The sequence below is a fragment of the Nocardioides ultimimeridianus genome (assembly GCF_054777895.1).
This window is the reverse complement of the sequence record NZ_BAAHAB010000021.1, coordinates 115,859-138,448: the sequence shown is the minus strand read 5'-3', so window position 1 is coordinate 138,448 and position 22,590 is coordinate 115,859. Positions and strand designations below refer to the sequence as shown.

General features: G+C 71.2%; 25 protein-coding genes. 16 read left to right on the top strand and 9 right to left on the bottom strand.

Translation table 11 applies throughout. The features are described 5' to 3' along the window. The first annotated feature begins 136 nt into the window (after positions 1 to 136). From ACYU8V_RS18685 to ACYU8V_RS18675, 3 genes are all read left to right on the top strand, one after another. Positions 137 to 1,186, top strand: coding sequence for a DUF222 domain-containing protein (locus ACYU8V_RS18685; RefSeq protein WP_460849471.1), 1,050 nt, complete (start codon positions 137 to 139; stop codon positions 1,184 to 1,186). Between the two features lie 12 nt (positions 1,187 to 1,198). Further along, on the top strand, positions 1,199 to 1,342 hold the full coding sequence (locus ACYU8V_RS18680) for a hypothetical protein (protein WP_460849822.1): 144 nt from the start codon (positions 1,199 to 1,201) through the stop codon (positions 1,340 to 1,342). A gap of 129 nt (positions 1,343 to 1,471) precedes the next feature. Next, entirely contained in the window at positions 1,472 to 1,765 is a 294-nt protein-coding gene (locus ACYU8V_RS18675; RefSeq protein WP_460849469.1) for a hypothetical protein, read from the top strand. A gap of 51 nt (positions 1,766 to 1,816) precedes the next feature. On the opposite strand, the gene ACYU8V_RS18670 is transcribed toward ACYU8V_RS18675, so the two are convergent. Further along, positions 1,817 to 2,185, bottom strand: a complete 369-nt coding sequence (locus tag ACYU8V_RS18670; protein ID WP_460849467.1) for a YciI family protein — start codon at positions 2,183 to 2,185, stop codon at positions 1,817 to 1,819. 140 nt (positions 2,186 to 2,325) lie between these two features. Between ACYU8V_RS18670 and ACYU8V_RS18665 the strand changes: the two genes are divergently transcribed. Next, positions 2,326 to 2,526: a hypothetical protein gene (locus ACYU8V_RS18665; RefSeq protein ID WP_460849465.1), complete on the top strand. Its 201-nt coding sequence runs from the start codon at positions 2,326 to 2,328 to the stop codon at positions 2,524 to 2,526. Between the two features lie 8 nt (positions 2,527 to 2,534). Here ACYU8V_RS18665 and msrA read toward each other — a convergent pair whose 3' ends face one another. Continuing rightward, the gene (gene msrA / locus ACYU8V_RS18660) at positions 2,535 to 3,179 is read right to left on the bottom strand and encodes a peptide-methionine (S)-S-oxide reductase MsrA (RefSeq protein WP_460849463.1); all 645 of its coding nucleotides are present in this window, start codon (positions 3,177 to 3,179) and stop codon (positions 2,535 to 2,537) included. 44 nt (positions 3,180 to 3,223) lie between these two features. Here msrA and ACYU8V_RS18655 point away from each other — a divergent pair, with 44 nt between their 5' ends. The 4 genes from ACYU8V_RS18655 to ilvA are packed head-to-tail and all read left to right on the top strand — an operon-like array spanning position 3,224 to position 7,346. Then, positions 3,224 to 3,673 (top strand): hypothetical protein, encoded by a 450-nt coding sequence (locus tag ACYU8V_RS18655; protein ID WP_460849462.1) that lies wholly within the window; start codon positions 3,224 to 3,226, stop codon positions 3,671 to 3,673. 10 nt (positions 3,674 to 3,683) lie between these two features. Further along, a complete protein-coding gene (locus ACYU8V_RS18650; protein WP_460849460.1) occupies positions 3,684 to 4,856 on the top strand; it encodes a cystathionine gamma-synthase in 1,173 nt (390 codons plus the stop codon). Further along, positions 4,853 to 6,139 carry an AI-2E family transporter gene (locus ACYU8V_RS18645; protein ID WP_460849459.1) on the top strand — a complete coding sequence of 429 codons (1,287 nt, stop codon included), beginning with the start codon at positions 4,853 to 4,855 and terminating at the stop codon, positions 6,137 to 6,139. Before ACYU8V_RS18650 ends, ACYU8V_RS18645 begins: the two co-directional genes overlap by 4 nt. Further along, on the top strand, positions 6,132 to 7,346 hold the full coding sequence (ilvA, locus tag ACYU8V_RS18640; protein ID WP_460849456.1) for a threonine ammonia-lyase: 1,215 nt from the start codon (positions 6,132 to 6,134) through the stop codon (positions 7,344 to 7,346). Before ACYU8V_RS18645 ends, ilvA begins: the two co-directional genes overlap by 8 nt. Before the next feature lie 3 nt (positions 7,347 to 7,349). Here the strand turns inward: ilvA and greA are convergent, their stop codons facing one another. The 3 genes from greA to ACYU8V_RS18625 form a co-directional block, all read right to left on the bottom strand. Beyond that, positions 7,350 to 7,850 (bottom strand): transcription elongation factor GreA, encoded by a 501-nt coding sequence (gene greA, locus ACYU8V_RS18635; protein WP_460849455.1) that lies wholly within the window; start codon positions 7,848 to 7,850, stop codon positions 7,350 to 7,352. A gap of 107 nt (positions 7,851 to 7,957) precedes the next feature. Beyond that, positions 7,958 to 10,006 (bottom strand): hypothetical protein, encoded by a 2,049-nt coding sequence (locus ACYU8V_RS18630; RefSeq protein WP_460849453.1) that lies wholly within the window; start codon positions 10,004 to 10,006, stop codon positions 7,958 to 7,960. A 78-nt stretch (positions 10,007 to 10,084) separates the two neighbouring features. Continuing rightward, positions 10,085 to 10,498 (bottom strand): DUF4307 domain-containing protein, encoded by a 414-nt coding sequence (locus ACYU8V_RS18625; RefSeq protein ID WP_460849452.1) that lies wholly within the window; start codon positions 10,496 to 10,498, stop codon positions 10,085 to 10,087. A gap of 41 nt (positions 10,499 to 10,539) precedes the next feature. Between ACYU8V_RS18625 and mca the strand changes: the two genes are divergently transcribed. From mca to ACYU8V_RS18605, 4 genes are read left to right on the top strand one after another with little or no spacing between them, the layout of a single operon-like run. After that, on the top strand, positions 10,540 to 11,436 hold the full coding sequence (gene mca / locus ACYU8V_RS18620) for a mycothiol conjugate amidase Mca (RefSeq protein WP_460849451.1): 897 nt from the start codon (positions 10,540 to 10,542) through the stop codon (positions 11,434 to 11,436). A gap of 4 nt (positions 11,437 to 11,440) precedes the next feature. Then, entirely contained in the window at positions 11,441 to 11,698 is a 258-nt protein-coding gene (locus ACYU8V_RS18615; RefSeq protein ID WP_460849449.1) for a hypothetical protein, read from the top strand. A gap of 3 nt (positions 11,699 to 11,701) precedes the next feature. Then, positions 11,702 to 12,349 carry a LysE family translocator gene (locus ACYU8V_RS18610; protein ID WP_460849448.1) on the top strand — a complete coding sequence of 216 codons (648 nt, stop codon included), beginning with the start codon at positions 11,702 to 11,704 and terminating at the stop codon, positions 12,347 to 12,349. A 46-nt stretch (positions 12,350 to 12,395) separates the two neighbouring features. Continuing rightward, the gene (locus ACYU8V_RS18605; RefSeq protein WP_460849446.1) at positions 12,396 to 12,764 is read left to right on the top strand and encodes an MmcQ/YjbR family DNA-binding protein; all 369 of its coding nucleotides are present in this window, start codon (positions 12,396 to 12,398) and stop codon (positions 12,762 to 12,764) included. Between the two features lie 7 nt (positions 12,765 to 12,771). Here ACYU8V_RS18605 and ACYU8V_RS18600 read toward each other — a convergent pair whose 3' ends face one another. Next, a complete protein-coding gene (locus ACYU8V_RS18600; protein ID WP_460849444.1) occupies positions 12,772 to 13,140 on the bottom strand; it encodes a hypothetical protein in 369 nt (122 codons plus the stop codon). 239 nt (positions 13,141 to 13,379) lie between these two features. Between ACYU8V_RS18600 and ACYU8V_RS18595 the strand changes: the two genes are divergently transcribed. Continuing rightward, positions 13,380 to 13,844 (top strand): phage tail protein, encoded by a 465-nt coding sequence (locus ACYU8V_RS18595; protein ID WP_460849443.1) that lies wholly within the window; start codon positions 13,380 to 13,382, stop codon positions 13,842 to 13,844. A 5-nt stretch (positions 13,845 to 13,849) separates the two neighbouring features. Here ACYU8V_RS18595 and ACYU8V_RS18590 read toward each other — a convergent pair whose 3' ends face one another. Continuing rightward, a complete protein-coding gene (locus ACYU8V_RS18590) occupies positions 13,850 to 14,179 on the bottom strand; it encodes a lipopolysaccharide assembly protein LapA domain-containing protein (protein WP_460849441.1) in 330 nt (109 codons plus the stop codon). 168 nt (positions 14,180 to 14,347) lie between these two features. Here ACYU8V_RS18590 and ACYU8V_RS18585 point away from each other — a divergent pair, with 168 nt between their 5' ends. The 3 genes from ACYU8V_RS18585 to ACYU8V_RS18575 all read left to right on the top strand — a co-directional run bounded on the left by ACYU8V_RS18585 (position 14,348) and on the right by ACYU8V_RS18575 (position 19,276). Next, entirely contained in the window at positions 14,348 to 16,858 is a 2,511-nt protein-coding gene (locus ACYU8V_RS18585; protein WP_460849440.1) for a WD40/YVTN/BNR-like repeat-containing protein, read from the top strand. Between the two features lie 124 nt (positions 16,859 to 16,982). Continuing rightward, positions 16,983 to 18,821 carry a hypothetical protein gene (locus ACYU8V_RS18580; RefSeq protein ID WP_460849439.1) on the top strand — a complete coding sequence of 613 codons (1,839 nt, stop codon included), beginning with the start codon at positions 16,983 to 16,985 and terminating at the stop codon, positions 18,819 to 18,821. Next, a complete protein-coding gene (locus ACYU8V_RS18575) occupies positions 18,818 to 19,276 on the top strand; it encodes a hypothetical protein (protein WP_460849438.1) in 459 nt (152 codons plus the stop codon). Before ACYU8V_RS18580 ends, ACYU8V_RS18575 begins: the two co-directional genes overlap by 4 nt. Positions 19,277 to 19,319: 43 nt before the next feature. Here the strand turns inward: ACYU8V_RS18575 and ACYU8V_RS18570 are convergent, their stop codons facing one another. Together ACYU8V_RS18570 and ACYU8V_RS18565 are read right to left on the bottom strand one after the other, a co-directional pair. Then, the gene (locus ACYU8V_RS18570; protein ID WP_460849436.1) at positions 19,320 to 21,446 is read right to left on the bottom strand and encodes a putative bifunctional diguanylate cyclase/phosphodiesterase; all 2,127 of its coding nucleotides are present in this window, start codon (positions 21,444 to 21,446) and stop codon (positions 19,320 to 19,322) included. 62 nt (positions 21,447 to 21,508) lie between these two features. Further along, positions 21,509 to 22,588: a response regulator gene (locus tag ACYU8V_RS18565; protein WP_460849435.1), complete on the bottom strand. Its 1,080-nt coding sequence runs from the start codon at positions 22,586 to 22,588 to the stop codon at positions 21,509 to 21,511. Positions 22,589 to 22,590 lie beyond the last annotated feature (2 nt).

Here is a 22,590-nt window from a genome sequence, read left to right as displayed (position 1 = left end):
TCGCCCGCGCCGCCGCTTCGCGGCCGCCCACAAAACCTGTCCTGACCTGGGGATTTGTTCGATTTCGGGGTACCGAAAGCGTTCGAACAGGTGTACTATGAGAGGTAGTTGATCAGTCCGTCTCGGGGAGCTTGTCATGGTTGCAGGAACGGTGTCGTTGCACCCGATCCTCGGCTGCGCCCAAGCGCTGCAGAACGAACTTTCGGCGGTCGCGGACATGCCGGCTGACTACCTCCGCACCCGCGACAAAGCCGAGCTGCTCACCGACCTCGCCCGCGTGGAGGGCCAGCTCGCGGAGCTGAAGCTCCGCGTTCTCGCCGCCTCCTCCGACGTTGCCGAGGAGCACGGCTCGCGTGACGCCGGGTGCTGGCTCGCCCACACCACCCGCATCACCGCCCCGGCCGGCCGAGCTGCGTTGCGTCTGGCCGAGGCGTTGGAGCAGCATCCGCTCACCGCCGCCGCACTCAGGTCCGGCGACGTGAACGAGGCCCAGGCCCGGGTCATCATCCGGTCCGTCGACAAGCTCTCCGACGCCGTCGATGAGTCGGTGCGGGGCCAGGCCGAGGCGCACCTGATCGAGCTGGCCGCGATCTACGACCCGAAGGACCTCCAGGTCCTGGGCACCAAGATCCTCGAAGTCATCGCACCCGAGATCGCCGAGGCCGAGCTCGGCAAACGGCTCGAACGTGAAGAGCAGGCAGCTCGCGACGATGTCGCCATCAGGATCCTGAAACGTGGCAACGGGATCACGCGCTGGATCTGCGACCTCCCCGACTCCGTCTCCGAACGAGCCCTCACCTACCTCGAAGCCGAAGACTCACCCCGCGTCACCCAGACCCGAGCCCGCAACCGAGGCGAGGCGTTCTGCCGCCTCCTCGAACTGCTCGACCCCAAGCGGCTCCCCGACCACGGCGGCGACGCCACCACCGTCATGGTCACCATCTCGCTCGACCAGCTGGCCGAGGACCTCGGGTCCGCCATGCTCGGCGAGATACCGATCAGCGCCGGTGAGGCTCGCCGGTTGGCGTGCAAGGCGAAGATCATCCCCGTCGTCCTCGGCGGCAAGTCCGAGCCCCTCGACCTCGGCAGAGCACGCCGCCTGTTCCAACCGCCGCAACGCAAAGCGATGCGCCTACGCGACAAGCGCTGCCGTGCGGAAGGGTGCTCGATACCGGCTGCCTGGTGAGAGGCCCATCATCTGAAGCCGTGGTCGGAGGGCGGGAGGACCGACCTCGCCGACGGCGTACTGCTCTGCTCCCACCATCACCACCGGGCCCACGACACCCGCTACGCGATGACCAAGCTCGCCACCGGCGACTACAGGTTCCACCGCCGCACATAGGTCGGCAGCGAGGACCAGCGACCGTGCCTCACCATGGGGGTCATGACACGCGATTCGTGGGACCCGTACCCGGCGTCCTCCGCCGGAGCGGGTCAGCTTCCGGACGCCTTCGGGCCGGACGGCGTCCGCGTGACTCTGCGGGTCGAGCCTGCCGTGGACCGTTGGCGACGTGGCCTGAAGATGACCGCGGTCCCGAATCCCCTGGTGCCGGCGGCGATCGTGCGCGCCGAGCAGGGCTTCTTCGCCGGATTGGCTCAACGGTATGTCTTCGGTGGCAAATGGGTGGTCGACGTCGAGGCCGACAGTGGCCGCAGGCTCCGGATCGAGGAAGCGACGCGAGAGTTCGCGGTCGCCACCGCGAAGCGAATCCATGCCGGCGTCCGCGAGCGCGGCGTCGCGTTCCTGGACGTCCTCGAGCCCTGACGCTCGATGCCGGCGGCCGCCGGTCACCAGCCCCGAGGCGGGCGGATCGCGTCAGCGCTCGTTCTCGGGCAGCTCCCGGTGCGGCATGAAGCGACGTACCTCCTGGGGCCAGCCGCAGGCCGTGGCGATGCGCCCCGCCCAGTGGCGGGCCTCCTCCTCGGTCGCCACGTCGATCACCGCGAACCCGCCGAGGTGCTCCTTGGTCTCGGCGTAGGGGCCGTCGGTGAAGACCGGGGTCCCGCTCGAGGCGTCGACGGAGAACACCGGGTCCGCCGCGTCGATGCCGCCGGTGAAGATCAGGACTCCCCGCTCCTTCATCTCTGCGATCAGCGGACGCAGCGTCCGGGACTTCTCGGCGAGCTCCTCCTCGGTGTGGTCGGGCACCCACTCGTCGTTGAAGGCGATGACGTACTCAGGCATGACTTCCTCCTCATGGGCAGGCTCCAGCAGCCACCCTCCACCCTCCCCACGAACGACGGAAGCCGAGTTCGACAGCCGATCCGGATCGAGGGCGGGCCAAAGGTCGGACACCGCGAGGATCGCGGCCTTACGGTGGGGTGGTGCATGCGCGTGTCTACCTGCTCTTCCGCGCGTTCTGGCTGCTCGCGGCCGTCGCGCTGCTGCTGCTCTGGCTCCACATGCACGATCTGCCCCACCACCAGTACCGATCGTTCGCGGTCGCCACGATGTTCCTGTGGTCGCTGCTGATGATCTGGCGTCCGGACGGCCGGTTCGGCACCAGGCGCGCAAAGGGCCGATAGACCCCGGGCTATGCCTCCTGCGGGAAGGGGATGCCGGTGTTGGCGTGGCAGCGGTAGCCGTGCGGGTTCTTGTGGAGGTACTGCTGGTGGACCGGCTCGGCGTAGAAGTACTCGCCGGCGGGGGAGATCTCGGTGGTGATCTCGCCGTACCCGCGGCGCGCGATCTCGTCGCCGTAGATCTTGGTCAGCTCGCGCGCGGTCTGCTCCTGCTCGGGGGAGCGGAAGAAGATCGCCGAGCGGTACTGGGTGCCGATGTCGTTGCCCTGGCGCATGCCCTGGGTCGGGTCGTGGACCTCGAAGAACTGCTTGACCAGATCGGCGTACGAGACGACCTGGGGGTCGAAGACGACGCGCACGGCCTCGGTGTGGCCGGTGCGGCCCGTGCACACCTCCTCGTACGTCGGGTGCGGGGTGAAGCCGCCGGCGTACCCGACCGAGGTGGACCACACGCCCGGCTTCTGCCAGAAGATCTCCTCGGCGCCCCAGAAGCAGCCCAGCCCGAACTCCGCGACCTCCAGCCCGTCCGGCGGCGGGTCGGTGACGAGGGGGGTGTGCAGCACGATGTTCTCCGCCGGCACCGGGAACGGGTAGTCGGCGCGGCCCGGCAGGGCGCTGGTCGGGTCGATCATCTGGGTCTTGCGGGAGGCGAACACCCCTCCATTCTCCCCGTCTGCGCAAGTGCTGGCATGGTGGAGCCATGGGTCGATGGCGCGAGCTGCCGATGGGGCTGCGACACCTGATCAGCCTCGGCTTCTGCCTGCTGATCACCCCGATCGCGCTCGCCCTCCTCGACTTCGGCGCGGACGACTACATGCGGCGCGTGAACGTCCTCATCGCCGTGGGCCGCAGCGACACCGTCAAGGACGTCGCCCTGATCGGTACGGCGTGCGTGCTGCTCATCCTCGTCGCGGCCTGCGGCCGGGTCTCCGGCGTGGGGCCCGTGGTCGCGGGGGTCCTGTACGGCGTGCTCCCGTTCGCGTGGTTCGTCCTCGACAACGAGGGCTTCCTGCGCACGATGGTGCGGCTGCCCTCGACCCACCTGTGGTTCGAGGCGGCGCCGTACGAGCTGCCGCTCGCGGCCGTCCTCCTGGTCGGCGCGGGCGTCGTGGGGCGCTGGGGTCCACCACCCGCGACCCCACCTGGGTAGGCTCGCCGGGGTGACCGACCGCGACCTCTCCCATGACTTCGACGGGGCCGGGTTCGAGACCCGCGCGATCCACTCCGGCTACGAGCCGGACCCCACCACCGGTGCGGTGATCCCGCCCATCTACGCCACCTCGACCTACGCCCAGGACGGCGTCGGCGGGCTGCGCGGAGGCTATGAGTACAGCCGCTCCGCCAACCCCACCCGCACCGCCCTGGAGTCCACCCTCGCCGCCCTCGAGGGCGGCACGCACGGCTTCGCGTTCGCCTCCGGGCTCGCCGCCGAGGACACCCTGGTCCGCTCGCTGTGCACGCCCGGCGACCACGTCGTGCTGCCCAACGACGCGTACGGCGGCACCTTCCGTCTCTTCGACAAGGTCGAGCAGGCCTGGGGCATCGAGCACAGCCCCGCCGACCTCACCGACGTGGCGGCGGTGGCCGAGGCCATCCGCCCCGGCCGCACCAAGCTGGTGTGGGTCGAGACGCCCACGAACCCGCTGCTCAACATCGGAGACATCGCCGGCATCGCCGAGATCGCCCACGCCGCCGGCGCGGTGCTCGTCGTGGACAACACGTTCGCGTCGTCGTACCTCCAGCAGCCGCTCGCGCTGGGCGCCGACGTCGTCGTCCACTCCACGACCAAGTACGCCGGCGGCCACTCCGACGTCGTCGGCGGGGCCCTCGTCACCAGCGACCCGAGGATCGCCGAGCGGATCGGCTACCACCAGAACGCCATCGGCGCCGTGGCGGGGCCGTTCGACGCCTGGCTGACCCTGCGCGGCCTGAAGACGCTGGCGCTGCGCATGGACCGGCACTGCGACAACGCCGAGAGGGTCGTCGACTTCCTCTGCTCCCACCCCGCCGTCGGCGAGGTCATCTACCCGGGCCTCGAGACCCACCCGGGCCACGAGATCGCCCAGCGGCAGATGCGGCGCTTCGGCGGGATGGTGTCCTTCCGGGTCCACGGCGGCGAGGAGAAGGCGCTCGCCGTCTGCGCCGCCACCCAGGTGTTCACCCTGGGCGAGTCGCTGGGCGGCGTGGAGTCCCTCATCGAGCACCCGGGCCGGATGACGCACGCCAGCGTCGCGGGCACCGAGCTGGAGGTGCCGGCCGACCTGGTGCGGCTCAGCGTCGGCATCGAGACCGCGGAGGACCTGATCGCCGATCTCGAGCAGGCCCTGGGATGAGCGAGCCGGAACCGGAGCCGGACGCCCCACCCCCGCCGGAACCCGACCCCGCGTCCGACCCGGATCCGGATCCTGAGCAGCCTGGAGACCGCCGCGAACGCGACCTGATCCGGCGCTTCGCGCAGCTCTGGCACCAGCGCGAACGCGAGCGCGAGGTGCCGATCATCACCACGGGCCCGTCCGACCTGCGCCCGGCCTCGGTGCCGCACGGTCTCGACCTCGCCGCCAGCTGGGCCTGGCGGCTGCTGATCATCGGCGGCGCCCTCTACGTCCTGCTGCAGTTGGTCGCCTTCTTCGCGCTGGTCACGGTCCCGATCGCGGTGGCGCTCCTGGTCAGTGCCCTCGCGGCGCCGTCGGTCGCCCACCTCGAGCGGCTGCGCGTGCCGCGCGGGGTGGCCGCCCTCATCGTCGTCCTGCTCGGCATCGCGACGGTCGTCGCGCTGCTGACCTTCGCCGGCCAGCAGGTCGCGAACGGTGCGGCCGACCTGGCCGACTCGACGGTCAAGGGTCTCGGCGAGGTGCGCAGCTGGTTGCAGACCGGGCCGCTGCACGCCAGCGACAGCCAGATCAACGACTGGATCCAGAAGGCCCAGGACACCATCACCAAGCAGTCCGAGGGCGGGCAGGTCCTCGGCCGCGTCACCGAGCTGGGGTCGGCCCTCGGGCACGTCCTCGCGGCCTTCTTCATCACCCTGTTCGCGACGTACTTCTTCCTCGCCGACGGCCGCCAGATCTGGACCTGGATCGTCCGTATCGCGCCGCGCGCGGCCCGGGCTCGGGTGGACAGCTCGGGCCAGGTGGCGTGGCTGTCGCTGGTCCAGTTCGTGCGGGCGACCGTCATCGTGGCGCTCGTCGACGCGCTCGGCGTGGCCATCGGCGCGGGGATCCTGAAGGTGCCGTTCGTCCTGGCGATCGGCGTCCTGGTATTCCTCGGTGCGTTCGTGCCGATGATCGGAGCGACCGTCGCCGGGACCGTCGCCGTCCTGGTCGCGCTCGTCGACCGCGGCCCGCTCACCGCCGCCCTCATGGCGGCCGTCGTCATCGGCGTCCAGCAGCTCGAGGGTCACGTCCTGCAGCCGTTCCTGATGGGCCGGTGGGTCTCGCTGCACCCGCTCGGCGTGATCGTGGCGATCGCCAGCGGCGTGCTCGTCGCGGGCGTCGCGGGTGCCCTGGTCGCCGTACCTCTGGCTGCCGCGGGGAACGCGGTGGTGCTCCACCTCGCCGAGCTCGCCGGCACGCCCGACGACCCCGAACCCGTCCCGGAGGGAGCTCCCGATGCCTGACTTCGGCCTCGCGGAGATCGAGGCGGTGCGGCCCCTGGTCGACTCCGTCGCCGTGCGTACGCCGATGCACGAGTCCCGCTGGCTCAGCCAGCTCGCCGGCGTCCCGGTCTGGCTCAAGTGCGAGAACCTCCAGCGCACCGGCTCCTTCAAGGTGCGCGGTGCTGCCGTGCGGATCGCCCGGCTGTCGCCGGAGGTCCGCGCTCGTGGCGTGGTCGCGGCGTCCGCGGGCAACCACGCGCAGGGCGTCGCGCTGGCCGCCCAGCAGCACGGCATCCCCGCCACGGTCTTCATGCCCGACGGCGCGCCCCTGCCGAAGGAGCGCGCGACCAGGGCGTACGGCGCCGACATCGTCTTCGGCGGTCCCACCCTCGAGGACTGCCTCACGCTCGCGCAGGCGCGGGCCGACGAGACCGGCGCGACCCTCATCCACCCCTTCGACCACGCCGACATCGTGGCCGGGCAGGGCACCCTCGGGCTCGAGGTCGTCGAGCAGTGCCCGGACGTCGCGACGGTGCTGGTGCCGGCCGGCGGCGGCGGGCTGCTCGCCGGCGTGGCGCTGGCTGTCAAGGGTCGGCGCCCCGGGACGCGCGTGATCGGGGTCCAGGCCGCCGGCGCCGCGGCCATCCCGCCGTCGCTCGACGCCGGTCACCCGATCCGGCTCGACCGGATGTCGACGATGGCCGACGGCATCGCCGTCGGCCGGCCGGGAGCGTTCACCCTCCCGCTCGTCGAGGCGTACGTCGATCAGATCCGCACCGTCTCCGAGGAGTCGCTGTCACGCGGCGTGCTCGCCCTGGTCGAGCGCGAGAAGCTGGTCGTCGAGGCCGCCGGTGCGGCCGCCGCGGCCGGGCTCGCCGACCTGCTCGACGCCGGTGAGCGGCTGCCCGGACCGGTCGTGGTGGTGCTGTCCGGCGGCAACATCGACCCGCTCCTGCTGGGCAAGGTCATCCAGCACGGCATGGCCGCCGCGGGGCGCTACCTGAGCGTCGACGTGCACATCCCGGACGTCCCGGGCGGGCTCGTCGGGCTGCTCCGCGAGATCGCCGACGCCGGGGCGAACGTCCTCGAGGTCGCCCACGAGCGCGTCTCGCCCTCGCTGCACGTCGGCGAGGTCGTGGTGCACCTGCAGCTCGAGACCCGCGGCCCCGAGCACGCCGAAGCCGTGCTCGCGCGGGTGCGCGAGCACGGCTTCGTGGTGGGTCAGTAGCGCCTACGCGCCGTACGGCTTGGCGTCGAGGATGATGACGGTCTGGGTCTTGCCGTTGACCTCGTAGGAGACGGTCTCGCCCTTGCTGTGGCCGTTGATGGCCGCACCCAGCGGCGCCTCGGGGGTGTAGACCGCGATGTCGGACGGCGCACCCTCGCGGGCGCCGATCAGCAGGAAGGTCTCGGCCTCGTCATCGTCGTCGCCCTCGAACTTGTAGGTGACGACCATGCCCGGCTCGACCACGCCGTCGTCGGCGGGCGGGGCGACGATCTCGGCGCGCTCGATCATCTCCTGGAGCTGCGCGATGCGGCCCTCGTTCTTGCCCTGCTCCTCGCGAGCGGCGTGGTAGCCGCCGTTCTCCTTCAGGTCGCCCTCGTCACGGGCGGCGCTGATCTCGGCGACGATCTCGGCGCGGCGGGGGCCCTTGAGGTGGTCCAGCTCGGCCTTCAGCTTGTCGTAGGCGTCCTGGGTCAGCGCGACCTTGCCATGCTCGGTCTGCGTCATCGGGGGCCTCCTGCGGTCGGTTCGGGTGATGCTCATAAAGGATCACCGCCCGGGGCTGTCCCTCGGGCGGCGGAGGGGTAAGTCTACATCCGGGCCCGACGGGAGCGTCAGACGCGGCTGACCGCGACAGCGTCGACTTGCACCGTCTTGCCCGAGGACAGCACCTTGACCGAGACCGTCGCGGTGCGCAGCGAGAAGGCCGGCAGGGTGATGGTCCGGCGCGCCGAGGTCCCGGAGTGCAGGTCGATGCGGGCGATGCGCACCCCGCCGACGTACACGCCGACCACGCCGCAGGTCGCGCACTTGCGCGCCACCAGGGCCACGCGGTCGAGAGTGACCCCGGTGAGCGCGAGCGACGCCCCGTGGTGGGTCGTCGTGAGCGCCGTACCGTTGAACCAGCCCCTCGGCGCGGACCTCGCCCAACCGCTGGAGGCGGCGAGGTCGCGGTCGTCGAGGGGGATGGCGGTGCACCGCGCCGCCGACCAGGCCGAGGTGTTGCCGGCCGCGTCGGTCGCGTCCACGTGGAAGCAGTACGTCGATCCGCGGGCCAGCGACCCGACGCTGCGACCGGTCGCCGTCTCGGGCGAGGTGGCCGTCCCGGTCCAGGCGCCGAAGTCGGCGTTGTAGGGAGAGCTCTCCCACTCACTGCCCCAGCTCGCGATCCCGGCCACCGCGTCGCTGCCGCTCCAGGCCAGACCGACCCGCGTGGCGACGGTGACCCGGCTCGTGGGCGCGGTGAGCGCGGCTGCCGGTGCGGTCGTATCGACCTTGAAGACGTCGTCGAATCCGGCCGTGTTCGTCTTGGAGTCGGTCGCCGTCACGTGCAGCGTGTGCGTGCCGTCGGACAGGCCGGTGAGGGCGAGCAGCTTGGCGCCTTGGGTGCTGTTCCCGCAGGTCGTCGCCGCGGCGCCGTCGACGGAGCACGTCAGGTCCTGGAGGTAGAAGTTGTCGGTCGCGTGGACGGGGATCGACGGTGCCTGGCTGCCGTACGCCTTGCCCGCCGGGTCGTCGAAGGTGACGACCGGCGGCGTCGTGTCGACGAGGATGCTGTCGGAGTCGATGTACTCGCGGCCGTCGCTGGTGGTCGCCACGACGTTGAGCTGGTTCCAGCCGTCGACCCGGTTCGCCCGCTCGACCGGCGAGGAGCACGGTTGCCACCAGTCCTCGTCGATCACTCCGACGTTGCCGACCCCGTGCAGGAGCTGGCACTTCACGACGGTGGTGAACCCGCTGCCCGCCGCGGGGTCGGTGACGGTGAAGTCCCAGTGCACGGTGTTGGAGTTGGCCGCGGGGGTCGTGTAGCTGGAGAGGTTGACGTGTGGGTCGGCCGAGGGCACGCACAGGACGCTCGTGGTGATGGTGCCGCCGTTGAGGGTCTCGGTCACCGACGACCAGCCGGTGCTGGTGGGGTGCGAGTCGACACTGATCGCGCCGCTGTCCCCACCGGAGTGATAGGTGCCGCCCGCGATCGGCCGCATGCCGGCGGCGCAGCTGGCAGACGCCCCGGATCCCCATCCGGCAGCATCCGAATGCGTGACCCAGCGCGGGCCGGGGATGTTCGCGGTCGGTACGCAGTGCACGAACAGGTAGTTGTTGGAGCCCACGTCGCTGCTCCACGTCCGCGCCGTCCAGGCCGTCCCGCCGTTGCTGGGCGTGGAGGTGAGCGTGGTGCCGCCGGAGCCGGTCGGGTCCACGCTGCCGGTGAGGGCCGTCCATCCGGGGTCGCACTGCACCGTGCCCGTGGCGATGTCGTTGCTCCCGGTGGTGAAGGTTCCGACCTTGAGCACGGAACTGGAGAACGCGCTCGATCTCAGGCAGACCACCGTCGCGACCACGTGGATCGGTGTGGTGAACGAGGCGTTGCTGGCGTCCAGCAGCAGGTCGTAGGACCCGCCGTCACCGAAGTTGACGTACTCGGTCAGCCGGCGCACGTCGTTCGCGCCCGCGTCGACCACCCATCCGGCAGTGATGGGCGTCGAGCCGCTCGCGCACTTGGGAGTCAGGTGGACCGGTTGGCAGCAGACGTAGTAGGCGGACGCCGACACGCTGGTCGTGCTCCACAGCGAGGAGGTGGCGTCGGCGGTCGGTGCGGTTGCGATCAGGCCGAACGCGAGCACGAGCTGCAGGCCGGCGAGCAAGGCGATCAGACGGCGCATGGTGACTCCCAGGGACATCCCGAGAGGTCGGCTCTGCGCTCATTCTCACCCCATCCGTGCCGGATGTCCCCCCGAACTTCAGCGGGGGCGGGGCTGGCCCGGCGCCGTACAGCCCAGCCACTCGACCGACGCGGCCTCACGGGTGGTCGTGAAGGTGATCCGGTAGAGCTGGTTCGGCTTCGCGTCGCGGGGCGGGGTCACGCTCGTTCGCCCGACCTCCTCGCCGTCGCTGGCGAGCGCGCGGGCCGTGCAGGTGGCGTCGACCGGCCCGTCTCCGTAGCTCACCTGGTACTCGATCCAGGCCTGGTGCGTGCCGTGGCCCTTGGGCCCCTCCGCCGAGGACACCGCGGGGTCGGAGTTCCCGGAGATGGCCCACACCAGCCAGGCCACCAGGGCGATCACGACCAGGCCGACGACCACGGCCACGACGAGCCGGCTCGTGCCCGACGGCCTGCCGTAGCGCTGAGCCAGGGAATCGGGCGTGCTGCTCACGGGTTCATGGTGGCATGGCCTCCGGCACTAATCTCGTGCGCATGCCCACCGAGCGCACCGGTCTGCGTCTGATGCACGTGCACGCCCACCCCGACGACGAGTCCAGCAAGGGTGCGGCGTCGACGGCGCGGTACGTCGCCGAGGGCGTCGACGTCCACGTCGTCACCTGCACCGGTGGCGAGCGCGGCTCGATCCTCAACCCGAAGATGGACCGGCCCGGGATCCTGGAGAACATCCACGAGATCCGCCGCCAGGAGATGGAGCGGGCCCGCGACATCCTCGGTGTCACCCAGGACTGGCTGGGCTTCGTCGACTCCGGCTGGCCCGAGCCCGACGAGGACGGCAACAAGCCGCCGCTGCCGGAGGGCTGCTTCGGCCTGGTGCCGCTGGAGGAGGCGGCCCGCCCGCTGATCCGGCTGGTGCGCAGCTTCCGCCCGCACGTGATGACGACGTACGACGAGAACGGCGGCTACCCCCACCCTGACCACATCAAGTGCCACGAGGTGTCGGTCTACGCCTTCGAGAAGGCCGCCGATCCGGCGTACGAGCCGGAGCTGGGGGAGGCGTGGCAGACGCAGAAGCTCTACTTCCACCACGGCTTCAACCGGCCGCGGATACAGGCGCTGCACGACGCGATGGTCGAGCACGGCCTGGAGTCGCCGTGGGAGGAGCGGCTCAAGGACTGGAAGCCCGACCCGGAGTGGGACGCGCGGATCACCACCAAGGTGCCCTGCGCGGAGTACTTCGGCGTGCGCGACCAGGCCCTGCTCGCCCACGCCACCCAGATCGACCCGGACGGGTTCTGGTTCGCCGTACCGCGGGAGATCCAGGAGAAGGTGTGGCCGACCGAGGACTACGAGCTGGTCACCACTCACGTCACGAGCCCGACCCCCGAGGACGACCTGTTCGCCGGGATCACCGTCGAAGTGGGAGAATGAGGGCGTGTTCACCCTGACTGCCGCCCCCGCCACGCCCCCGCCGGACAACTCGGTCGTCGCGGGGCCGCTCGGGTTCGCGGTCTTCATCCTGCTGATCGCGGCCACGGCGTTCATCTGCTGGAGCTTCACCCGGCAGCTGAAGAAGGTCGAGAAGGCGAAGGCCGCCGGGGTGTTCGGCCAGGACGTCGCGGACCAGATGGCGCGCGAGAAGGCCGACTACGAGCAGTACGAGTCACCCACGAAGCACGACGCCGAGGCCTGATCCGTGGTCGGCCTGGACCAGCTGGCCGGGTTCGCCCTGGCCGCCTTCGTCGTCATCGTCATCCCGGGGCCGAGCGTGCTGTTCGCGATCGGCCGGGCGATCAGCTACGGCCCCAAGGTGGCGCTCGCGACGGTCGTCGGCAACACCAGCGGCCTGACCGCGGTCATGTGCATGGTCGTCGGCGGTCTCGGCACGATCGTGGCCACCTCCGACGCGGTCTTCATGACGATCAAGCTGGTCGGCGCGGCGTACCTGGTCTACCTGGGCGTCCAGGCCTGGCGCCACCGCAAGCAGGTGCAGTTGACCACCTCCGGTGAGCGCGGGCCGATGACGCCCTGGCGGGCGGCCCGGCAGGGATTCGTGGTCGGGGTGAGCAATCCCAAGGGCTTCATGATCTTCGCCGCGCTCCTTCCTCCCTTCCTGGACCGCTCGGCGGGCGCGCCGCCCGCGGCCCAGCAGATGCTGATGCTCGGCTGGATCGCGGTCGTGATCGGCCTGCTCAGCGACTCGGTGTGGGCGCTGGTCGCGGGTCGGGCCCGCGACTGGTTCGCCCGCTCGCCGAAGCGGGTGCAGCGCCTCGGCGCGGTCGGCGGTACGTCGATGATCGGTCTCGGCGTCGGCCTCGCGGTGACCGGCCAGCCGAACCACTGACCCGGGTCGGCCGCCGGCTGTCGGTGGCGTGTGACAGGTTGGCCCCGTGGCGGAGCGTCCCGATGTCCCTCTCGACATGGTCGAGCGGATCCGTGCGGTGCTCGAGCCGCTGCCGCAGGTCCACGAGGAGTCGGCGTGGGTGGGTCTGCGCTGGCGCGTGGGGCAGGCGACGATCGCCCACGTCTTCGGCGGCGAGGACCAGCTGTTCCGGGTGATCTTCCGCGCCGAGCCCGACGAGGTGATGGCGTTCGCGCACCTGGGCGCGCCGTACTTCAAGACCGAGTGGGGCGGCAACGTCGTCGGGCTGCTGCTCGACGACGCCACCGACTGGGTCGAGGTGGGCGAGCTGCTCACCGAGTCCTACTGCCTGCAGGCGCCCGCCAAGCTGGTCGCCCTCGTGGAGCGGCCCGCCTGACGCCGGCTCAGTCGAGCAGCCGCTGGTAGTAGCGGATGGTCTGCTGCTGCTTGCCGAGGTCGGCGTACCAGGTCGTGAGGTGGCCGCGGCAGCGCGCGCGGGCGCGCAGGGTGTCGTAGCCCTGGCACTCGGCGAGCGCCTCCGACAGCGTCTCGGCGTAGTCGATGGTGCCGTTGAGGTGCTGGACGTCGAACCCGTCGTCGGCGTTGCCACGGACGTCGATGATGGTCAGCCCGCTGATCCGCGGCGCGCGCACGGTGTCGCCGGATGAGGGGGAGAGCCCGGCGCCGAGCGCGAGGCCGGCGACCAGGGCGGCCAGGGCGAGGGCGAGCGCGCGGACGGGCCGGCGAGATCGAGATGAGGTGGAGCGGGGCATGGGTGCCTCCCGAGATGAGTACGCCGGACCCTCCGGCACCACGCACGCTAGGAACCGAGCCCGACACCGGGCGGCCGGTCGTCGTACCCCCTGTGGACAGACCGCCGGCAGCCCCGGCCTGTGGAGGGAGAACGGGTCCGTCGTGTGACGCGTGGGACGACGTGCGACGCTCTGTGTCACATTCGTGCGCCGACGGGCGTCGAGTCAGCGAACACATCGGATCCACCCAAGGAGCCCTCATGTCCTACGACGTCGACTTCGTGAACGTCTCGACGACCGGCCTGGAGACCTCGCCGGTCGCGGAGGCACTCGCCGGCCTGCGCGCCAACGAGGCGCGCTACTTCAAGAACAAGTACGACCACACCTTCACCACCGTCCCGGCGTCGGAGAACCCCGAGCTGCTGGCCTGGATCGAGCGGATCCTCAAGGAGGAGCGCGACATCGTCATCGAGTCGACGCCGCTCGAGGTCGCCGACGTCGAGGTCGAGGGCATCAAGTGGCCCTACGTCATCTACGAGTCGGGCCTGGTGGTCAACGTCCTCTACACGATCGAGGACGGTGGCAAGCGGGCCGTCGGCTTCAAGCTCTCCCAGGGCATGGACGTGCCCGCCGAGCTCGCCGACAAGTTCAAGTTCGCCCGCCAGAAGTCGAAGCTGGCCGGGGAGATCCGCGGCACCTTCTTCGTGATCAAGGGCTCCTACTAGGCGCCTCAGTCCTCGACCGGGTCGGCCGCCTTCTTCGACGCCCGCTTGGTACGCCGGACGCGCCGGCGCAGCTGCAGGATCCGCAGCGTGCCGGCGCACACCGCGATGAGCAGCCCCGCAGCGACCGCGGCCAGCAGCGCGACCGCCAGCGGCGGGTGCCAGGTCCAGCCCAGGAAGCGCACGGCGACCGCAGCGGTGTTCTGCGCGATGAAGACGATCAGCAGCACCAGCAGCACCGCCAGCCCGACCACCGCGGTCCAGGTCTTGCTGGTCCAGGAGCTGCGCAGCGGGTCGTGAGCGGGCTCGTGGTGTTCGTCCGAGATCCGGTCGGTCATCGTGGACTCCTCCTCGTCCGGGTGCTCGGAGGCTACAACGCGCGCGGGCCGGCGTGAGGGAGGACGGACGCCGGGTCGGTGTCTAGTCAGCCCCTAGCCGTCCGCGGGTTTTCGGCGCACGATGAGCAGCGGACGGACCATGATCGGCGGCAGGGGAGTCGTGGGGACATGAAGCTGGGCAACAGGCGTTTCCTCGTTCTGATCTCGGCTGCGGTCGTCGCAGTGGGGCTGGCGTTCGCGCCGGCCCACGCGGCCGTCTCGCACCAGGACGGCGACGAGTCGCAGGAGCTGGCCGACTCATTGGCCACGTTCTTCGGGCCGCGCTCGGCCCCGGCGGCCACCGTCGATCCGAAGGCCTACGCCGCGGCGGCCGCCGTGGCCGATCACGTCCCCTCGATTGACAGCACCCCGTGGAGCGAGCTGGGCCCCTACCGCTACCTCCCCGACGACCGGCGCTACCTCTCCCAGGACAGCAACAGCGGGAGCGGGAGCGGCTACAACACCGGCCGGATCACCGGCGTCGCCGTGGCACCGGACGGTGACGTCTACGCGGCCGGCGCGGGCGGAGGGGTCTGGCGGTCGACCGACGCGGCCCACCAGCAGTGGACGCCGGTCTTCGACACCCAGGACACCACGGCCGAGGGCACGCTGGCGGTCGTGCCGTCGAGCGACGGGAACCCGAGCCACTACACCGTGTACGCCGGCACCGGCGAGCCGACGATCAACCTCGACTCCTACGCCGGCATCGGCATCCTCGCCTCGACCGATCACGGCGCGAGCTGGAGCCGTGTCGGCGGCGACGAGCTGACCGGCGCGGCGACGTACCGGATCATCGCCGACGGCGACGTCCTGCTCGCCGCGACGAGCCACGGCCTGTATCGCAAGGCACCCACCGACGCCACGTGGCAGCGGGTCATCGGCGATCCCGACACGAACACCGGCACGCCGAACGCCCAGGTCCTCAACCTCGTCTCCGACGTCGCGGTCCGTCCGGGAACGGGTGGACGCGAGGTCCTCGCCGTACGCGGGTGGCGTGCCGGTGCCGCGACGAACGGGCTGTACGTCTCCTACGACGCGGGGCGCACCTTCAAGGGGCCGCTGGCACCGCAGGGCTACGTCGCGCAGTCGGCGCAGGGACGCGGCAGCATCGCGTACTCACCGGACGGCTCCAAGCTCTACGTGATGATCGAGGACCCGGTGGCGTTCAACCACACCGGCGGCGGGACGCTCCTCGAGGGCATCTACCTGTCGACGCGCGACGTCCGCGGGCCGTTCAACCAGATCGCGAGCCCCGAGGTCCTGATGAACAGCGGCTCCGCGCAGAAGCCGGGCGCGATCGGGACGGGATACAAGCCCGGCGTCCAGGCTTGGTACAACCAGTTCCTGGCCGTCGATCCGGCGAACGGCAACCACCTGTACGTCGGGCTCGAGGAGGTCTACGAGACGACCGACGCGGGGAAGACCTGGACCACGGCGGCGCCGTACTGGAACCTGACGCTCAAGTGCTTCAACGCCGACGCCACCGACTTCGGCGGCTGCCCGAACACCACGCACTCCGACCAGCACGCGGCCACGATCGCGAACGGCACGGTGTGGATCGGCAACGACGGCGGCGTCTACTCGCGCCCCACGAGCGTCCACACCGCGGGTGGCTCCTGGACCGACCACAACCGCAATCTCGGCACCCTGCAGTACTACTACGCCGACTCCGGAACCGACCCGGCCACGGGCCGGACCGTGTTCTGGGGTGGCCTGCAGGACAACGGGACCTCGAAGCTCATCGAAGGCACCGACAGGCTCCACCCGCTCGAGGCCAGCGAGCCGTTCGGCGGTGACGGGGGCGAGACGGTCGTCGACTCGGCCAACGCCGACAACGTGATGACCGAGTACACCGACCTCTCGCCGGCGGTGACCAACGATGGCGGACGCACGTTCGTGGACGCCGTACCTGCTGACCCGAACCCGCTGTTCATCGCGCCGTTCGTGCAGGACGACACGGTGCAGAGTGACTTCTACGCCGGTGGGGAGATCCTCTGGAGGTCGACCAAGGGCTTCCACACGACGGCCGCGGACTGGTCGCCCCTGTTCGACACCGGGGCCGGTCGGTCGATCACCGCACTCGCCGTCCGATCGGGCGTCGGGTTCGCCTCCTGGTGCGGTCCGTGCTGGCCGGGCTATGTGTCGGAGGTCGGGTTCAACCGGGGCATCATCACCAACGCCGGCACGGGCAGCTGGCACCAGCTCGACCTCGGCACGGTCCCGGCCGGGTGCGATCGGGTGCCGAACCGCTACATCACCGGCATCGCCATCGACCCGGCCGACCCGCAGCACGTCTACCTGTCGCTGTCGGGATACGCGCGGCACTGGATGGTCGGGCCCGACGACCCCGGCGTGGGCCACATCTACCAGTCGACCGACGGCGGTGCCTGCTGGCGCGACATCAGCGGTGACCTCGTCGACGCGCCGGCCAACGACGTGATGATCGTCGGCAGCCACCTCGTCGTGGCCGACGACGTCGGTGTGTTCGCCTCGGGCCTCGGCGGCGGTACGTGGAAGCGCGTGGGTGTGGGTCTCCCGCACACGATCGCCGCGGATCTCAACCTGACCCCCGACGGACGGGTGCTGGTCGCGACCCACGGCCGCGGGCTCTGGACGATCCCGCTCTCCGCACTCGGATAGTTGCCCGGTGTCCGGCCTCCCGACGACACACGGGAGGACGGGTCGACGCGTGACGTGGGGAAGCCCGCGGCGTTATCTTCGGTAGCCCCCACCACGTGCGGTTACACGACAGGACTGACTCGGCATGTTCGATCCTCGTACGGCGCGCTTCCGCGCCCTCGCTCTGGTCTCGGTCGCCGCGACCGTCGGCGCTCTCGCCGTCACCGGCTCCAGCCACGCCAGCGCGCCCACCTCCGGCACCCTCACCGACACCAGCGGCGCGCTGACCTGGACCGGTGGTCCGTTCGTCGCGGCCAACGCGACCGCGCAGGTCAACGGCGTGCCGGACTGCACCGTCCCGCAATCCTGCGACGACTTCACGCTGCACCTCTCGACCCCGGCGGGGTACGGCGACACCCACCAGCTCCAGATCGCGGTCGGCTGGGCCAACACGGCGGCCGACTTCGACGTCTACCTGCTCGACGCGGCGGGCAACCTGGTCAGCTCGGCCGCATCGAGCGCCGACCCCGAGACGATCCTGACCGCGCCGAACACCGGCGACTACACGGTGCGGGTGGTGCCGTTCGCGCCGCTCGGCTCCAGCTACACCGCGACGGCCTCGCTGGTCGACAAGCCGGCGAACCCGGCCCCGGGCACGGCCACCCCGCCGGGCTTCGCGACGTACGCCGCCCCGAGCAGCTTCGCCGACGCCAACAACGCCGGCGAGCCCTCCATCGGCACGAGCTGGAAGTCCGGCGCGACGATGTACCAGGCGGGGCTCTCCACCTTCAAGGCGACCTTCGACGACGCGGCCAGCCCGGCGACGGCGTCGTGGAGCGATGTGTCGGCCAAGGCCGCGAGCGGCTGCCCGCAGGGCTCCACCACGTCCCTCGACCCGATCCTGTGGACCGACCACACCACCGGCCGGACGCTGGAGTCCCAGCTCTCGGGGGTCGACTCGCTGACCTGCACCACCGACAACGACGGCGCCGCGTGGGCGCCCTCCCAGGGTGGCGGCATCCCGAGCGGGATCGACCACCAGACGATCGGCGGCGGCCCCTACTCCGCGAGCGGGGTCGGCGCGCTGCCCACCTCGACCTACCCGCACGCCGTCTACTACTGCAGCCAGGACATCGCCACCGCGTTCTGCGCCCTCTCGCGCGACGGCGGGACGACCTTCGGGGCCGGCGTGCCGACGTACAGCCTGCTCGACTGCGGCGGCATCCACGGCCACGTCAAGGTCGGCCCGGACGGCACCGTCTACCTGCCCAACCGCGGCTGCGGCGCCAACGCTGCCGTCGTGGTCTCGCGCGACAACGGCGCCACCTGGGCGGTCAAGAAGGTGCCCGGCACCAGCATCAGCGACGCCGACCCGTCGGTCGGGGTGGGTGCCAACGGCACGGTGTACTTCGGCTACGTCGGCGCCGACGGCAAGCCGGGCGTGGCGGTCAGCCACGACCACGGCGACAGCTGGGTGGACCTGCAGACCGTCGGCACCGAGTTCGGCATCCAGAACGCCGTCTTCCCGACCGTCGTGGCCGGTGACGACGACCGCGCGGCCATCGCGTTCCTCGGGACGCCGACCGGCGGCAACTACCAGGACACCGCGAACTTCAAGGGCGTCTGGCACCTCTACGTGTCCACGACGTACGACGGCGGCCGGACCTGGCAGACCTCCGACGCGACGCCGAACGACCCGGTCCAGCGCGGCTCGATCTGCACCGGCGGCACGACCTGCGGCAGCGATCGCAACCTGCTGGACTTCATCGACTCGACCATCGACAGCCACGGCCGGATCGAGGTGGCGTACGCCGACGGGTGCATCAACACCTGCGTGACGAACACCGGCGAGACATCCGGCGCCGGCCCGGCCGACGCGCAGGCGGCGTACGCGACGATCGCGCGGCAGAGCAGTGGTTTGACGCTCCTGTCCGCCTTCGACCCGGCGACCACCACCGCGACGAAGAAGACGAAGAAGCGGTGATCCGAGAGCTGGCGGCGGTCGCGGCGGCGGCCGCCGTCCTCGCCCTGTCCGCGGGGTGCGGCGACGAGGACCACGACGCCGACGCGCAGTCCCTGGGCACGGCCGCCGACCTCGCCACCTGCTACGCCGACGCCACCGCGGCGGCGACGCCCTACCCGGCCGGGTTCCCGCCGGCGTACCCGTTCCCGCAGCGCAGCGTGGTCTTCCACGCCGAGGATCGCGGCGGCGACGGGACGGTCGTCACGGCGATCTCGAAGCTGCCGTTCAAGGACGTGCTGGCCTTCCTCAACGGGCCGGTCGCGACCGCGGGGTTCACGGTGACCGGTGGGGAGACCGAGGAGCACGACGCCGAGGCCGAGTGGTCCGGCAACGGCTTCCACGGCCGGTGGGCCATCCGCGAGTCGGCGACCTGCCCGGGGGAGACGACGATCCAGGTGCTGTCGGCGAAGGACTGAGCCTCGGCGAGGTCAGGCGAGGTCAGGCGAGGTCAGGAGGAGGTCAGGAGGCCGTGCCGACCGCGCAGGCCACCGCCTCCGTCACCGGCACCGCGCCGCTGTAGAGGAACCCCTGGACCTGCTCGCAGCCGTGCGCCCGCAGGTAGCTCTCCTGGTGCAGGTGCTCGACGCCCTCGGCGATGACCTCCATCCCGAGCGCGTGCGCCATGCCGATGATGGCGTCGACGATCGGGGCCTGCGCGACGCCGGGCTGGATCTTGTTGACGAAGGCGCGGTCGATCTTGAGCCGGTCGATCGGGAAGCGAGTCAGGTAGGCGAGGCTGGAGTACCCCTGGCCGAAGTCGTCGATCGCGATCGTGATCCCGCTGTCGCGCAGCTCGCTCAGCACGTCGAGCACGTCCCAGCGCTCGTCCATCAGGACCCCCTCGGTGATCTCCAGCTCGAGCTGGTCGGCGGCCAGGCCGGAGCGCTGCAGCGCGCCCCGCACCGTGTCCATCCAGCCGGCGCTGTGGAACTGGCGCGGCGAGCAGTTCACCGCGAGCCGGAGCCGGCGGCCGAGCACGCGCTGCATCTCGGCCACGTCGTGGCACGCGCGCTCGAGCACCCACGCGCCGAGCTCCACGATCATGCCGCTCTCCTCGGCGACGGGGATGAAGTGGTCGGGCCGCACCGGGCCGCGGCGGGGGCTGTGCCACCGGGCCAGGGCCTCGAAGCCCACCACCTCGCCGGTGTCCAGCGCGAGCTGCGGCTGGTAGGCGACGGAGAGCTGTCCGGTCCGCAGGGCGACGCGGAGGTCGGAGGCCATCGACGTACGTTCGTTGGCGGCGTCCAGCATCGGCTCGGAGAACCAGGCGAAGCCGTTCCGGCCGGCCGCCTTGGCGTGGTACATCGCCGTGTCGGCGAGGCGGAGCAGCGCCGAGGGGTTGTCGGCGTCGCGCGGGCAGAGCACGCCGCCCGCGCTCACCGTGACGGTCAGCTCGGTGCCCTGGATGACCAGCGGCGCGGTGAGCGCGCGCAGCAGCTCGTGGATCGACTCGGTCAGCGCCGCGGGGTCCTCGACGCCGCTGAACAGCACGACGAACTCGTCGCCGCCGAGCCGCGCGACCATGTCCGCCCTCGGCGCCCAGCGCTTGAGCCGGTCCGCCACCTGCAGCAGCAGCACGTCGCCCGCGTGGTGCCCCAGGGAGTCGTTGACCCGCTTGAAGTGGTCCAGGTCCAGCAGGACGAGCGCCGCCAGGGTGTCCTCGGACCGGGAGCGATCGATGGCGCCGACCAGGTGCCGCACCAGCATGGAGCGGTTCGGCAGGTTGGTCAGCGCGTCGTGGCTGGCCATGAACAGCACCGCGGACTGCGCCTGCCGGTGCTTGGTGATGTCGTACGCCGCCGCGAGGTACCCGGTCACCGAGCCGTCCGGTCCGACCAGCTGGGTGATGCCCTCCGCCACCGGCACCATGGTGCCGTCGCTGCGCCGGTAGTCGCGCTCCCGCTCGGTCCCGGCCCGGGTCGCCAGCGAGTCGGCGAGCAGCTCGGGTCCGCCGCCGTGGGCGTGACCGATGCCGCTCAGCGGTCGGCCGATGAGGTCCTCCGGCGTACATCCCAGGAGTCGGGTGGCGCTCGCGTTGGCCGACACGATGATGCCGGCCGGGTCGGTGGAGATGACGCTGAACGGCACGCTGTCGAGGACGGAGGAGTGCGCTGACGAGGAGTCGCCGGTCGCGACCACCCGCGCGTCGGGCCGCGGCTCGCTGGCGACGATCGAGGCGAGCACGAACCGGTCCTCGCCGATGACGATCGGGTTGAGGCTGACCTCCACCCGCACCTCCGAGCCGTCCTTGCGGCGCGCGTAGACCTCGGTGCCGGCGCCCATCAGCCGGCGTCCGGGGGAGTCGAAGTACGCCGTCCGCAGGTGCGCGTGGCCGCCCCTCCCGCGCTCGGGGAGGAGGTCCTCGATCCGCATGGTCAGCAGCTCGTCGCGCGCGTACCCGAACGCCAGCTCGGCCTTGCCGTTCACCAGCGTGATGCGGCCCTCGCGGTCCACCATGACCAGCGCGTTCGGGGCAGCGCTGAGGATCAGGCCCAGCCGGCGCTCGTGGTCGGCGGTCCCGTCCGGCGGGTGCTGCGTGACGTTCTCCATGCGTGCGTGTCCTCCGTACGCCGGAGGCGCGCTCATCGGCGTGAGCGTCCTCTGCTGCTTCCAGTCGGCAGGGCGGCCGCGGATCTGAACCACGCGGGTCAGGCGCTCAGCACGGCCCTGACCTCGGCGACCAGGTCGAGCTGGCGCGACTTCTCCACGAAGCGGGAGGCGCCGGCGGCGAGCGCCTGGTCGGCGACGGTGTCGGTCGAGAACCCGGAGAGGACGATGATCCGCAGTCCCGGCGCGGTGTTGCGCATCATCGGGATCGCCTCGAGCCCGTCCATGATCGGCATCGCGAGGTCGATGACGACCACGTCGGGAAGCTGCTCGATCGCCAGCGCGACCGCGGAGGCGCCGTCGCCGGCCTCGCCCACGACCTCGAAGCCGGCCTTCTCGAGCTGGTAGCGCATCAGCGTGCGGATGCCCTCGTAGTCATCGGCGAGCAGGATCCGCGCGGCCGGCGGCGCCGGGGGCGGCGGGGCGCTCACCGACGGCTTGGCGTCGATGGTGCGCACCAGGCTGCCGGCGGTCGGCACCGGCAGGTCGGCGCCCAGCAGCAGGTCGCTCATCATCGTGCGAGCGGCCGCGAGCGTCTGGTCGAGCTGTACGCCGGCGGCGTCCAGGTCCCCGACGTGCAGCGCCATGGCGGCGACCGCGAGGCCCTGCACGACCTGGTCGTTGAGCTCGAAGGCCTGTCGGCGGCGTACCTGAGCCTCCCGCAGGTCCCCGGCGAGCCGCTCGCTCTCCTCCTCGGCGCGGACCCGCTCGGTCACGTCGACGCAGGTGCCGCGCATCCGGATCGGCGTACCGGTGTCGTCGGTGACCACGACGCCGTTGGTGTGCAGGTAGCGGATCTCGCCGTCGGGACGGACGATGCGCTCGACGACGCGCCAGCTGCCGCCCGTGGCGTAGGCCTCCTGGTGCATCGCGATGACCTTCTCCCGGTCGTCGGGGTGCACCATCTCGAGGAACTTGTCGTAGGCGGCGTTGAAGGCGCCCGGCTCGTGACCGTAGATCCGGTAGAGCTGGTCGGACCATGAGTTGGTGTCGGTGGCGATGTGCCAGTCGTAGTCACCCATGTTCGCCAGCTGCTGGGCGTTGTCGACCCTCGTCTGCAGGTCCGCGAGCGCCTGCTGGGTCTCCGCGAGCTCCTGGCGGAGCTGCTCCTCGCTGGTCATGG